Consider the following 12,504-nt stretch of genomic DNA (forward strand, 5'->3'; position numbering starts at 1 on the left):
AAAAATCAAAAAGCTCCCCGCAACCGGGGAGCTTTTATCTTATATACCAGAGGATCCACCGCAAATTAGGCTTCATCCATTTGGGCGACGAGCTCATTATAAGCTTCTTCCACCTGTTTCCATTCTTGTTCGTCTTCGATATTGTAAAGCACCATTTCCTCGTTCTCTTCTTCCATGCGGAGAATGATGCCGTCCGCTTCCGGATTGTTGCGCTCGAGCAGCAGCGCGTAGACTTTCTCGCCAACGTCGAAAGTTTCGACAAGAACCATCTCTACGTCGTTCCCCTCTTCGTCGGTCAGCGTCAACACAAACTCTTCATGCTCATGATCGTGGTCATGATCGTGGCCGCAGCCGCATGCTTCGCCGTGTTCGTGATTGTGGTCGCTCATGAAATTACCTCGCTTTAAGTATGTTTTAATGGAGTGGAGCCGTTTTTCCCGCTTCATTCCCCCCGTATCGTATCATTTTTGGTAGGGACAGGTCAATTTTCGTTGAAGCTTGCCGGATGTAGCGGCTCGGCTGACCCTGCGGTCATTTTAAGACATTAATGCTCTTCTCCGAAATTAAGACGAAATCCGCCCCGTTTGATGGTTTCATATAGAAACCTACAACATAACGGCCCGATGTTTTGAAATCATACGTAAAATCCTTCGTCCGGAACCAGAAGTTATCCCGCTGCTCTTTGATTTCATCCGTCTGAATCTCCTTGGACGTCCCATCCGGGGCCGTAATGGAGACCCGTACCGCAGCGATATCCGTACGCAAATTATCGATTTGCGAAAACACGTTAAACTTCAGTTTCCCCGTCTTCTTCACGTCGCCAAACACCGCATCATCGGTGAACAGAAACATGTGTACATTAGGTTTATAGTAATTCACCGTTTTGGTGCTGTCGTCGTATTGGACCAAGCCTTCAAGATTACGAACGGGCACATACGTTTTCCCGTCCACGATATATCCGCCGTCCTCCAGCTCGTGGCCGTTCAGTATCAATTTGACCTTTTGGCTCGCAGCGTCGGCAAACAGCAGGGAACCCCCCATTAGGGAGAAAGCGACTACTAAGATTGCAACTCTTCTCCATCTCATGAATTTGACCCTCCATTTGTTCCTGTTGATGTATGGTTATACTCCTCGATTTCGGTCAAGTTGCGGTCGTTATGGGAAAAGTCGGCACTTTTTTTGGCGAGAGATGCCAGTCTTTTGTTTCTGCTGGAAATTGTGTACATTAGAAAGGTGATCCAAACTTCCTGAAGGGGGATTCCTGATGCCATTACGATTGCAAATGCTGGGGACGGGCGGGGCGTTTGCCAAAACTTATTACAATAACAACGCACTCCTCTACGCCGGGGATTTCACCCTGCTGATCGACTGCGGAATCACCGCCCCGATGGCGCTGCACGCAATCGGTAAACCGGTGGACGAGATCGACGCTGTGCTGATCACACATATCCATGGAGATCATGTTGGAGGGCTGGAGGAGCTGGCGTTCCGCCGAAAATTCGGATCGGGGCAGAAACCCATCCTGTATGTCGCCGACAATCTGGTGGAGCCGTTATGGGAAAACACGCTGAAAGGCGGGTTAAGCCAGGACGGGGTGATTCAATCGCTGAGCGATGTGTTTGACGTGCATCTGTTGGCCGAAGGTCAGCCCGCGCAGCTTGCGCCTGAATTAAAGGTGGAGTTGATCCGGACGCCGCATATTCCGGGAAAACCAAGCTATTCGCTATATATTAATGAGGAGATCTTCTACAGCGCGGATAAGACGTTTCAACCGGAGCTGCTGGAGAAGCTCGTCCGCGAACGGGGATGTCGCCGAATCCTGCACGAAGTCCAATTGACCGGGCCGGGTGAAGTACATACCACGCTGCAGGAATTGCTCACCCTGCCGTCCGAGATCCAGCGCCAGATCCTGCTGATGCATTATGGAGATGAAATGGAGTCCTTCCGGGGAGCAACCGGGGAAATGGACTTTCTGCTTCAGCACGAAGTATATACGCTGTAAAAAAATAACCCTGCGGGCTTGCATGTCCGCAGGGTTCCTCGTTATGGGAATGGAGCAACGTTAAACGTTATTCTATTCAAAGCCAGGCAAGTTATCGAGGTTATTGGACGGATCTCCGTCGGCATCGCCGCGAATATACATTTCCCCGTCCCGCCCCTTAAATACGTTGACGCCGGCGATCGCACCGGCCTTTACTTCCTGCAGGGCCTGCTGGTACTCCAGTACCCGTCCGCTGGACGTTTTAAACGCCTCCAAATCCCCGTCGCCATTTTTTCGTACGGCAATAAACGTTTCTCTGGTATTCAGGGCCATCGGCTAGCTCAGCTCCTCTTCGTTCAAGTTAGATCTAGCTTGCCCCGAAACCTCAAAATCTATGTTTTTACACTTTCAACGGCTTGACCATCCGGACGTGCGGGATCCCGGCGTCATCGAACGGTTCGGTCGAGATCGTCTCGTACCCGAGTTTGGCATAAAATCCTTCGGCATGGCATTGCGCATCCAGCACCGATTTCGTGAGCCCCAGCTCCCTTGCCAGCTCCTCCAGGGCGAGAAGGAGGATTTTGCCCACGCCTTTCGAGCGGAATTCTTGGCGCACCGCGATCCGCTGCATTTTGGCCGCGTTGTCTTTATAGTAAATCAGCCTGCCCGTCGCAGCATAAGCCCCTTCCAATTCAATCAGCACATGATGTACATCCGGGCCAATCTGATCGTATTCGTCAATTTCCAAATCGATGGGGACCTTCTGTTCCTCTACGAACACTTCTTTACGGATGTCCAGACATTTTTGCAATTGTTCTTCGTTCTCTACATGGATGATGGTTGCAGCCGACACTTCGTTCCCCTCCCAGCATTGCTTGTCTGTTGGTTTGTTTAAACTGCATCATTATACAAAAAAATCAATTTCATGTATAGTTATTCTATTGGATTTCGGCGGAAAGGGGCTGGCAAAGGGGTTATGATCATGGGCATAACGATAGCCGCTGCAGTGCTGATCGCGGTTTTGCTGATCGTCTCCATGTTTTACGTGACGAAGAAAGGCTATTCCCGCAAGTGGGACGAGGAATAAGCAGTTATTCCGTGGAATACACATCCTCCACGATCGTTGGCGAATATACGCCGTCCGATACCGATGGGCCAAACGGCCAAGGGAAGGCGCGGGCTTGCCGGTTCATCGTCTCCGGGTCCGGCGCCAGACGGCAGGCGCTGGTTATAGCCAGCAGCAGGACGGCTCCGGCCACGGCCGCCCAGAGGGACCAAAGCCGCGGCTGTTTCGTCTGGTTGTTTGGCGACGGGGTGTGGTCGTGGTTATGAGGATTAGCGCGGTTCTGGTGGGACTGGCGAGGCTGGTGGTTTGTGTGAGTCCGACGCATCTGTTCAACTTCCTTTCTATATGTAGGGCGTTTCCTTGAATGTAGGATGTTTCGCTGATGTAGGGCGTTCTGCTGAGAGTAGGGCGTTCTGCTGAGAGCAAGCGTTCCACTGTCAAGTGTGCCATTCGTAGAACGTTTCCACCCTTTCGTAGAGCGTTTCCACCCGGATAGCGCTCTTCCTCCATTGTTGGCAGGCTCCCGGCTCCTTATACTTCAGGGAAGTGTTGACAAGAAACCCGCCGCCTGATAAGATAAATTTTGTCTTTACTATAAGTTTGATCTGCTAGCTCAGCTGGGAGAGCACCATCTTGACAGGGTGGGGGTCAGTGGTTCGAGCCCACTGCAGATCATCGAGAAAGAACCCTTACAGATGTAAGGGTTCTTTTGTTATTGTCTAGCTCTTTTCCACAACTCCATAGTTCCACGCTACCAACTTGAATGAACTCTGTTTCTGGTATTTTTTGGTGGGATAGTTATTCGCCTATACCCTATGGGCTTTTACCCGAATATAAAGTAATATCTCAAACCTCGAAAGGGATGGTTAGATGTATTATTTTAGACCTTACGCAACTGGGATAACTCAACTTCAAGAATTTGAATTTTCAAAAGTAGGATACGTAAAAATCCATCACAGGGATCTCGGCGACTTAATTGGCATGATTCATGCTGCTCACGATGTAGGCGATCCACTAAAGGACTTTGTTGAAATGTCGTATTATGATCCGAAAACAGGTCAATTCATCCAACGAACTCCGCTCTCAGCTCAAGATTTATCCGCACCTCAAATTTATTCAGGTCCTATTCCCCCCGTTATTCAAGGGGCACAACCTAGTCCTTCACCAGGGACCCCTCCTTCAGGTAGGTGGCAATATACGCCTCAATATGGATGGGTATGGGTACCTGCTCCTAGAGTAAACTGGTATTACTAGTACTCTTCTACAACTTAAATCTTCCATTTCAGTAAAGTTGGTCTTCATCTCAAGTATATCAGCCTATCGAAGTAACATAGACTAGCTTCACATCAAACAAAAATCCCTTGAAACCAAAAGCTTCAGGGGATTTTTGTATCTTCTATCAAAACTCCAAGTAACTCTCGTCCCAATGACAATGCTATGTGAGCTCATCATGACAGGGAAAACCTATAGAAGGGGAGGATTTGCGGCAGGTTTCCTACATAGTCAGAACAAAAGTGCTATCATTCATCATGCCCCGTCATCCCCTCAACCGCCTGCTGTATACCCAAAGTATCAGTCGATTCCTTGTCCCCACCTCTAACGGACTGTAGCGACCTTATTTGCTCATTTCCCGGAAATTTCCCGGGCTAACGGACTCAGATGACCTTATTGGACACATATAGCTATCATTTCACAGCAATAGAGCCAAATAAGGTCTCTGAGGTCCGTTAACTTGGGGAGGCTTGCGTCCGAACCCTAATAACGGCTCTGGGGTCCGTTAGCGCAGCCGAGCTGCCAGCAAACAGCTAGTAGCTATCCGCAATCCGCAATCCCCAATCCGCAATCGCAAACAGGCTACCATCTACCAACTATCAACAAGTAACCATCAGAAATCCGCATACACGCCATCATCTACCAGCTAGCAGCCATTAGCAATCCGCGTACACACAACCAGCTAGCAGACATCAGTAATCCGCAGACACCTACCAGCTACCAGCATTCAGCTACCAGCATTCAGCTACCATCTACCGAATACCCGCAAACACCTACCACCAAATAGCAACCGCCAACAGCTAGCAGCTACCAGCCACCAGATACCCGTATGCAACAAACGCCCAGCATCTTCCCGCCATCCAATCCCAGCAAGCAGCAAACGCCCCCCCCTTGCTTGCCTTTGTTCTGTCCCACCATAGCACCGCAAAAAAAGCGCGCCCGAAAAGGCGCGCGCTCTCGTTAAAATATGTTCCTGTTCCCCCTACGTCCTCCCGATCACCATTCACCAACTAGGCCGCGGATACTCCACCCGAAACTGCGCCGCCTCCACCCACTCGCCGCAGGCGAAGTCCCGGCCGCGCACGAGGACATGGTCGCGATATACTTCGACGTAGAAGCCCTGGCTGCCGTCCTTGTGTTCGTCGTCATCGGTCCATAGGTAGGCGACCGAAGCCGCGTTGAACATCGCCGGCCCTTGGCCCTCGATGCCATAGGAAGTGTGAGGCGCATCCAGCTCCCAATGGGTATGCCCTGTAAACAGGATCGCCTGCGGATAACGGGCCAGTACGGCTCGCAGCTCGGCATCCTGCACGACGCCGTACCAGCGCTGCGCTTCGTAGGAGCCGGCCACCGTGTTCAGCAGCGGCTGATGCAGGAATACGAACGCCGGGCGGTCCGCCGCTGCGTTTTCCCCCAGCTTCTCGTCCAGCCAAGCCAGTTGCTTCGCCGAAAGAGAGCTGAATAACTCCAACCCTTCCTCCGTTCCGAGAAAGAGGAAATGATACCCGTGAATCCAATGATCATGATAAATGCCTTCCGCCCCCGTGCCGCGCAAAAATTGCCCCAAACGCGCCTCCCAATTTCCGAGCGCGACATCGTGGTTCCCCATCGTCACATACAGCGGAGGCAACGCCCCGCCAAACCGTTCCCAGATCCGATTCCACACTTCGTATTCCTCCGGGAACCCGTGATCGGTCACGTCCCCCGCATGCATGATTCCGACGCTTCCAGCCCCGTTCTCCGCGATATCTTGCAAAGCCCGCTCTAGATTGACGTTATGCGTATGCTGCTCGTCGCTCCGGACATGCGTGTCGGTGATCACCTGAAACCTAAGCAAAATCTCCTCGTCCCGCCGGCCCTCGCCCTCTTGCGTCACATTTCGATCTCCCATTTCATTATCCTCCCTTGCCGCTCAAATTCAATCCGATGACGCCGAGGACGATCACCCCGATCCACAGGATCGAAGGCACCGACAGTTTCTCCTGGAACAGGAGGCCTCCCGCCAAAGAGATCAATACGATGCCCACCCCCGACCAAATGGCATATACAGTACTTACTTTCATATATCCTAGCGCAAAGTTCAAGCAAGTAAAGCTGGCTCCGTAAAAAATAAACATCAGCACCGAAGGAACCAGCCGGGTAAAGCTATCCGACAGCTTCATCGACACCGTGCCGGACAACTCCAGCACGATGGCCAGAGCCAGGAATAACCAACCCATTTCTTCTTCCACCTTTCCGGTATTACCGAACTTGCTTGAGCTGAAGCTCGTGATATCCCGCGATCACCGCATCCGCCGACGGGAAGGCCTCTCTCTCCGTCGCCTGACTCTCGTCCAGCGCGATCGCTGCTGCCACTCCGGCGGACCGGGCCATCTGCATGTCTCCTTCTGTGTCGCCAATGATGGCCACCCTCGCCGGACCCACACCAAGTTCCCGGCAAGCCAGCTCCGCCATCTCCGGATACGGCTTGCCCCGGCTTACCCGATCCGCGCCGATGCATACGGAGAAGTATGGGCGGATGCCCAGCCAATCCAGATGTTTCTCCGCTGCCTCCGTTTCATCAGAGGTCACGATGCCGAGGCGAAGCCCGGCCTGACGGCATGCCTCCAGAAACGGCTGAACGCCCGGCAACAGCCGGGCGGTGCGAGAGCGTTCCAGCTCCTCGTCCGCAGCAGACCGACACACCTCCGCAAGGACCTTGGCTTCCGCCCAAGAGAGGCCGGCCTTATAACCCTCCAGGGCAAGCAACGTCAGCAGGTCCTCCACCGTGCCCATCGATAACGGACTATTCCGGTCGTATCCGGAGATTTGCTTATCGCGATCATACCGAATTCCCCATAACTGCAACAGATCAAGGGATAGCGGTGGCAGACTGCGCTCCAAAAGTCCAGAGGAGAAATGGGCGAGCAGCCGCTCGCCCCACTTCCCCCAGGTATAGATAAAGTCCATCAGCGTTCCGTCCTTATCGAACAAAATCGCCTCTACCTCAAACTCCTTGCCTTCCACCCATAACATAGCTGATGGAAGTGGCTTACTTCCGGATTCGATCCAGTTCACGTTGCGCCGTCTCCTTTGCTTCCTTCAACGCTTCGGCTGCCGGGGTATTGCTGATCTGCACCTTGTCGGCCGCAATCTTCAGCGCATCGGTGATTTTGCCGCCCGTCGGATCCTGGAACGGATTCGAGGCATGTGTCGCTTGCTTCAGCGGCACCGTGGCCTGCGGGTTCTGCTCGCTGTAGGCGACGAACTCCGGATCGTTTAGCGCCGACTCGCGTACGGCAATATAGCCGGTGTTCATCGACCAGAATGCAGTATTTTCAGGGCTCATAAAGAAGCTGTACCATTTCATCGCTGCTTGCTGCTGCTCTGGACTGGCGGCGGCCGGAATGCCCGCCATGATCGCTTGGGCGACCGGTTTGCCTGGGCCCATGCCTTCCCAGCCCGGCTGTTCCATAGCTGCCACGATGTTAAAATCAAGATCGCCCTGGTCGCCGCTGGAGCCGGTATACCCCGCCGCTTGGCCTTTCATCACATCGTCAATCGTTTTGTACCAATACTCCCAGCCTTGACCGCCGGAGTGGATTCGCATGATGTTGTCCTCATGAATCCATTTGCGGAACAGCTCCCAAGTCTCTACCCATTCCGGAGAATCGATCAACACGGTGTTGCCGTCCTCGCTGAGGATTTTACCGCCTTTACTGAACACGGCATCCATCATATTGTCCGCGCCCCACATCGGCTCCCAGCCATAGAACACGGTTTTGCCGCCTTCCTTCACCGTCATTTTCGCCGCGGCATCCGCCAATGCCTCCCATGTGGTCAAATCCTCGGCTCGAATGCCGTTCTTCTCAAAAGCGTCCTTCCGATAATACATCACCTGCGTCGTCCCGTACATCGGCAGGAAAAACTGTTGCCCATCGACCTTCCCTTGCTCCAGGAACGTTTGTACCACATCCTCCGGTTGGAAATCCGGGGAAGCAGCGATCAACTCGTCCAGGGGCGCGTAATACCCTTTGCGTGCCCAATCCACGTTCGACGACAGAACCGCAGCCGGCACTGAACCGGAGGCAATCGCGGCTTGCAGCTTTTTCTCCGTTTCGCTGTAATCGGCTTGCACAACCGGCTTGACGATCACTTCCTGCTGCGAGCTGTTGAACTTGTCGATCAAAGCCTGCATGTTTTCCCCCAGCTTTCCGCCCAGACCGTACCAGAATTCGATCGTTACCGGTTCTGCCGGTTGGTCCGTATTTCCTGCACTTGCTGAAGTTTCTGCCGGCGCGGCCTGGGCCGGATCCGCCGTATTCCCCGCTGCACCGGATCCCCCGCCACATGCGCTGATAAGTAAGAATGTACAAGTCATAAGTAATCCAAACCACGATTTTTTCCAATTCGACATGTCTTTATTTAACCTCCATCCATCCATCTCAATATGATTGATTTACCCTTTACTAGCACCTGCGGACAAATTGACGCTTTGCATAATCGTTTTCTGGGTCAACACGAACAACACGAGCAACGGCGCGATCGTGAAGGCGCTGGCGGCCATAATCAGCGGCCATTTCAGCCCGTAAGCACCTCCTTCCACGAAGAAGCTGCGCAGACCGGCCGAAACGAGCTGCAGGTCTTGGCTTTTGGTGATCAGCATCGGCCAGAAATAATTGTTGTACTGCTCGATAAAGGTGATGAGGCCAAGCACGGCAAACGAGGATCGCGCAAGCGGCAGAAGGATCGTCCACAGGATGCGCAGATGCGAAGCCCCGTCAATTTGCCCAGCTTCCACCAGCTCATGTGAAATTTGCAGAAAGGCTTGCCGGATCAAAAAAATCGAAAACACACTGACACAGTTGGAGAGGATCAATCCGGCATACGAGTCCAGCAAGCCCAGCCGCCCCAGCACGATATATCCCGGGAGGTATACCGCGGTACTTGGAATCATGTAGCCCACCAGGACCAACGCGGTAAACGCTCCCTTCAAGCGGAATTTCATATGGGTCAGGGCATAAGCCATCATTCCCGAGTTCACGACCTGGATCCCAACGATGGCGGCGGCGACAAAGATACTGTTAAACATGTATCGCTCAAAAGGTGCCGCGGCCCAGGCTTCGGCGAATTGCCCCCATTGGGGGCTTTGCGGCCAGATCGTCGGCGGGAACTGCCAGATCTCGTCGCTGCTCTTCAGTGCGCTGGTTGCCATCCAGTAGAAAGGGAACGCCATGAGCAGCGAAGCCGCGGCGAGCAAGACGTGGCGAATGACGATGCCCCATCGAACGAAACGTTGCATGTAATGGATGTCTCCTTTCCCCTATGAAGAGTAATGCACGGTGCGGCGGCCGACCCAGAAGGAGAGCAGCGACAATCCTACGCACCCGATAATCAGTGTAATCGCCACCGAAGAGGCTTGCCCGATTTGAAATGCATCAAAAGCCGACTGATAATAGAGATACAGCAAGGTGCGCGTTGATCCGGCAGGGCCGCCTTGCGTCAGTACATTGATCTGGTCGTACGCCTGCAGGGCCTGAATGAGCTGAACCACTACCAGGAAAAAGGTCGTCGGCGAAATCAGCGGCAATGTCACGTTCCAGAACTTGCGCCAGGAGTTGGCGCCATCGAGCGCAGCCGCTTGCAGCAGCTCCGCAGGTACGTTGCGCAACGCAACAAGATAGAAGATCATGCCCCACCCCGCGGACTTCCAGACGGTCACGAGCAGGATCCCGATGAGCGCCCAGTTCGGATCCTCCAGCCAGCGGACGCCTCCCAGACCCAACGCTTGCAGCAGGGTATTGGCTAGGCCTACCTCGGGTTCAAAAATCCAAGACCAGACGATCGAGACCGCCACCGTCGGCGTCACCCACGGGGAGAACATCAGCATTCGGTAAATCGCGCCCCCCTTCATGTTCCGGTTCAGCAACAGCGCAAGCCCTAAGCCAAACACCACGACGGGAATCACGCTGCCGGCGCAAAAGAGGGCCGTCACCCGGAGCGATTGATAAAAGGACGGGTCGGCAAACAAATCGCGATAATTTTGCAGTCCGACGAAAATCTTATCCGGGCTCATGAAGTCCCACTCGGTGAAGCTCAGGTAAATGATGAACCCCAGTGGATAAAACCAAAACAACGTCAGCGGCACCATTGCCGGGAGCGTGAACAACAGCGCCCGAACCTCTTCCGCCCAAAGCGAACGTTTCATGAATCCTCCTTTGGTTTCATTCAATAACAATTGAATATTTGTTATAATAGCAGATATTAAGCGCTAATAATCTAATCTGTTCAATATTTATTGTACGATAAATTTGAGCTTTATGGTTATCTCTGCATGAAGCGGCGATTAATTTTATGTAAAATTTTCAGGGGCAGGTGTTACGGTGAAGAAACCAACGTCGGGAAAAATGCCGGACCCGCAAAATTTCCGGGAAGAGCTGCGCGCCAAAGTGATTGATGCGATTGCGCAAACAATGGATCTTTACGGCGTGAATTACTCCTATGGGCAACTGTACGGCATTATGTTTTTTGAGGATCGGCCGATGACGCTGGAGGAAATGCAGCAAAGCATGAACATGAGTAAAAGTAATATGAGCTATGCCGTACGCTCGCTGATGGAGTCCAAAATGGTGACCAAGCTGGACGAAAAGGAGGCCCGCAAAGATTTGTACGCAGCGGAGACCGATTTTTTCAAAGCGTTTCAGGCTTTTTTTGCCACCAAGCTGCAGCGGGAAATCGATGTCATGCGTGGGGCCCTTGAAACCGTCATTCCGCCTCTCTCGGAGACGATTCTGGAGCTCGAAACTTCCGAAGAGGAACGGAAACAGTGTCTGGAGGACCTGCACAAGCTGAAGCATGCCGTGAGTTATTACGAGTGGTTGCAGCAGTTCGTCGACCGCCTGCGGAGCGGCGATTTTTTCGAAGAGGAGAATTCTTCCCCTTCCAAGGATAAAAATGCCGGAAATCAGCCAAACTAAACGAACAGCGCCGATCGCGGGAGATGCGGGTTTCCCCGACCGGACAAGTTCTTTAAGTAATAGTTGATGGAGGCACATCGAACCGATGGTAAAAATCAAATTCGGGGCAGCGCTTGCACTCGCCCTCTCGGCTTCTCTCCTAACCCCTGCAGTGGAGGCTTCCTCCCCGGCTCAGGGTAAAGAACGGAGCTACTACGAGGAACGTGGAGACATCGTTTGGGAAGTACCGATGTCGGGGAAGTACATCGCCTTGACGTTTGACGACGGACCGGACGATCAGCAAACTCCAAAAATCCTCGGGCTTCTAGAGCAATACCAGGCAAAGGCGACCTTTTTTGTCGTTGGCGACCGAGTCAAACGGTTTCCCGAAATCGTCAAAATGGAACAAGCCGGAGGCCATGAGATCGGCAACCATTCCTATCACCATCCTTCCTTTCATCGCCTGCCGTTAAAAACTTTAACGGAAGAGATGACCTTGACCCAGGAAGCCATATTCGAGACCACCGGACGCAAACCCAATCTCTTCCGTCCCCCGGGCGGATATTATAATGAAGCTATCGTCGAGTTAACCAAACATAACGATATGAAGATGATCCTCTGGTCCTGGCATCAGGATACGAAGGATTGGACCTCACCCGGCGTGTACAAGATCGTCCGTAAGGTGCTGAACAACGCCCGTAACGGCGATATTATCCTAATGCACGATTACGTGCATAACAGCACGCAAACGATCGAAGCATTAAAGGTCATTTTGCCTGAACTTCAAAGCCGGGGCTACCGGTTTGTTACCGTATCGGAGCTGCTGACCCATAAAGTCACGCCGGACTCTCATATTAAGGTCAACCACTAGACTTCATTGGAAAGGAGCAGGTACAAATGGAGGATAAGCAAAACATCAAGAATACCCTGCCTCCCGGGGAAGGTTCCGGTGTGGATCCGATTCCCGTTCCGAAACACCCCACCGCCGCCACAGAGAAGCTCGAGGATTTTGTCGGTGAGATGATGGACGAATGGACGGAGACCTTGACGGGCGAGGAGAACAAGAAGAAAAAAAGCTAGGATCATCAAGCCAAATCAGATCCATTTAACCATGCAGCAAGGCGGGTAGACCTCCGTCTTGCTGTTTTATTTTAAATTTTATTTTATCAAATTTTGATAATTGTGATTTAAATCACATATTAAGTGAAAAATATCACATATAATAAAGACATCAAAGATGATCATCCAAA

16 protein-coding genes and 1 tRNA gene are annotated in these 12,504 nt (G+C 52.5%); 6 read left to right on the forward strand and 11 right to left on the reverse strand.

Going from position 1 to position 12,504, the window contains the following annotated elements; genetic code table 11:
* Nucleotides 1-65: 65 nt before the first annotated feature.
* Nucleotides 66-389: a DUF1292 domain-containing protein gene (locus tag BN3277_RS14675; RefSeq protein WP_009227121.1), complete on the reverse strand. Its 324-nt coding sequence runs from the start codon at nucleotides 387-389 to the stop codon at nucleotides 66-68.
* Between the two features lie 142 nt (nucleotides 390-531).
* Nucleotides 532-1,086 (reverse strand): hypothetical protein, encoded by a 555-nt coding sequence (locus tag BN3277_RS14680; protein ID WP_059043842.1) that lies wholly within the window; start codon nucleotides 1,084-1,086, stop codon nucleotides 532-534.
* Nucleotides 1,087-1,264: 178 nt separating this feature from the next.
* Between BN3277_RS14680 and BN3277_RS14685 the strand changes: the two genes are divergently transcribed.
* The gene (locus BN3277_RS14685; protein WP_059043843.1) at nucleotides 1,265-2,002 is read left to right on the forward strand and encodes an MBL fold metallo-hydrolase; all 738 of its coding nucleotides are present in this window, start codon (nucleotides 1,265-1,267) and stop codon (nucleotides 2,000-2,002) included.
* Nucleotides 2,003-2,074: 72 nt separating this feature from the next.
* Here the strand turns inward: BN3277_RS14685 and BN3277_RS14690 are convergent, their stop codons facing one another.
* From BN3277_RS14690 to BN3277_RS14700, 3 genes are all read right to left on the reverse strand, one after another.
* Complete coding sequence (locus tag BN3277_RS14690) at nucleotides 2,075-2,314, reverse strand: DUF3892 domain-containing protein (RefSeq protein ID WP_059043845.1); 240 nt, start codon at nucleotides 2,312-2,314, stop codon at nucleotides 2,075-2,077.
* Between the two features lie 67 nt (nucleotides 2,315-2,381).
* Nucleotides 2,382-2,834, reverse strand: coding sequence for a GNAT family N-acetyltransferase (locus BN3277_RS14695; RefSeq protein ID WP_059043847.1), 453 nt, complete (start codon nucleotides 2,832-2,834; stop codon nucleotides 2,382-2,384).
* A gap of 238 nt (nucleotides 2,835-3,072) precedes the next feature.
* The gene (locus tag BN3277_RS14700; RefSeq protein ID WP_059043849.1) at nucleotides 3,073-3,372 is read right to left on the reverse strand and encodes a hypothetical protein; all 300 of its coding nucleotides are present in this window, start codon (nucleotides 3,370-3,372) and stop codon (nucleotides 3,073-3,075) included.
* 277 nt (nucleotides 3,373-3,649) lie between these two features.
* Here BN3277_RS14700 and BN3277_RS14705 point away from each other — a divergent pair.
* Nucleotides 3,650-3,722, forward strand: a tRNA-Val gene (locus BN3277_RS14705).
* 195 nt (nucleotides 3,723-3,917) lie between these two features.
* The gene (locus tag BN3277_RS25530) at nucleotides 3,918-4,301 is read left to right on the forward strand and encodes a hypothetical protein (protein WP_148501048.1); all 384 of its coding nucleotides are present in this window, start codon (nucleotides 3,918-3,920) and stop codon (nucleotides 4,299-4,301) included.
* Between the two features lie 1,021 nt (nucleotides 4,302-5,322).
* On the opposite strand, the gene BN3277_RS14720 is transcribed toward BN3277_RS25530, so the two are convergent.
* Genes BN3277_RS14720 through BN3277_RS14745 form a run of 6 tightly spaced genes read right to left on the reverse strand, consistent with a single transcriptional unit; the run spans nucleotide 5,323 to nucleotide 10,506 of the window.
* Nucleotides 5,323-6,210, reverse strand: coding sequence for a metallophosphoesterase family protein (locus tag BN3277_RS14720; protein ID WP_059043855.1), 888 nt, complete (start codon nucleotides 6,208-6,210; stop codon nucleotides 5,323-5,325).
* Between the two features lie 4 nt (nucleotides 6,211-6,214).
* Entirely contained in the window at nucleotides 6,215-6,538 is a 324-nt protein-coding gene (locus tag BN3277_RS14725) for a DMT family transporter (protein WP_059043857.1), read from the reverse strand.
* Between the two features lie 22 nt (nucleotides 6,539-6,560).
* Complete coding sequence (locus BN3277_RS14730) at nucleotides 6,561-7,376, reverse strand: HAD family hydrolase (protein WP_059043858.1); 816 nt, start codon at nucleotides 7,374-7,376, stop codon at nucleotides 6,561-6,563.
* Nucleotides 7,351-8,715 carry an ABC transporter substrate-binding protein gene (locus BN3277_RS14735; RefSeq protein ID WP_082691460.1) on the reverse strand — a complete coding sequence of 455 codons (1,365 nt, stop codon included), beginning with the start codon at nucleotides 8,713-8,715 and terminating at the stop codon, nucleotides 7,351-7,353. Before BN3277_RS14735 ends, BN3277_RS14730 begins: the two co-directional genes overlap by 26 nt.
* A 42-nt stretch (nucleotides 8,716-8,757) precedes the next feature.
* On the reverse strand, nucleotides 8,758-9,600 hold the full coding sequence (locus BN3277_RS14740) for a carbohydrate ABC transporter permease (RefSeq protein WP_059043862.1): 843 nt from the start codon (nucleotides 9,598-9,600) through the stop codon (nucleotides 8,758-8,760).
* Nucleotides 9,601-9,621: 21 nt separating this feature from the next.
* A complete protein-coding gene (locus BN3277_RS14745; RefSeq protein WP_059043864.1) occupies nucleotides 9,622-10,506 on the reverse strand; it encodes a carbohydrate ABC transporter permease in 885 nt (294 codons plus the stop codon).
* A gap of 199 nt (nucleotides 10,507-10,705) precedes the next feature.
* On the opposite strand from BN3277_RS14745, the gene BN3277_RS14750 reads away from it, so the two are divergent.
* The 3 genes from BN3277_RS14750 (at nucleotide 10,706) to BN3277_RS14760 (ending at nucleotide 12,334) form a co-directional block, all read left to right on the forward strand.
* The gene (locus BN3277_RS14750) at nucleotides 10,706-11,275 is read left to right on the forward strand and encodes a GbsR/MarR family transcriptional regulator (RefSeq protein ID WP_059044832.1); all 570 of its coding nucleotides are present in this window, start codon (nucleotides 10,706-10,708) and stop codon (nucleotides 11,273-11,275) included.
* A gap of 85 nt (nucleotides 11,276-11,360) precedes the next feature.
* Complete coding sequence (locus BN3277_RS14755; protein ID WP_059043865.1) at nucleotides 11,361-12,125, forward strand: polysaccharide deacetylase family protein; 765 nt, start codon at nucleotides 11,361-11,363, stop codon at nucleotides 12,123-12,125.
* Nucleotides 12,126-12,151: 26 nt separating this feature from the next.
* Nucleotides 12,152-12,334, forward strand: coding sequence for a hypothetical protein (locus BN3277_RS14760; RefSeq protein WP_059043867.1), 183 nt, complete (start codon nucleotides 12,152-12,154; stop codon nucleotides 12,332-12,334).
* Nucleotides 12,335-12,504: the final 170 nt, after the last annotated feature.

Origin of the sequence: Paenibacillus rubinfantis, from assembly GCF_001486505.1 — a bacterium.
In the GTDB taxonomy this organism is placed as follows: Bacteria; Bacillota; Bacilli; order Paenibacillales; family Paenibacillaceae; genus Fontibacillus; species Fontibacillus rubinfantis.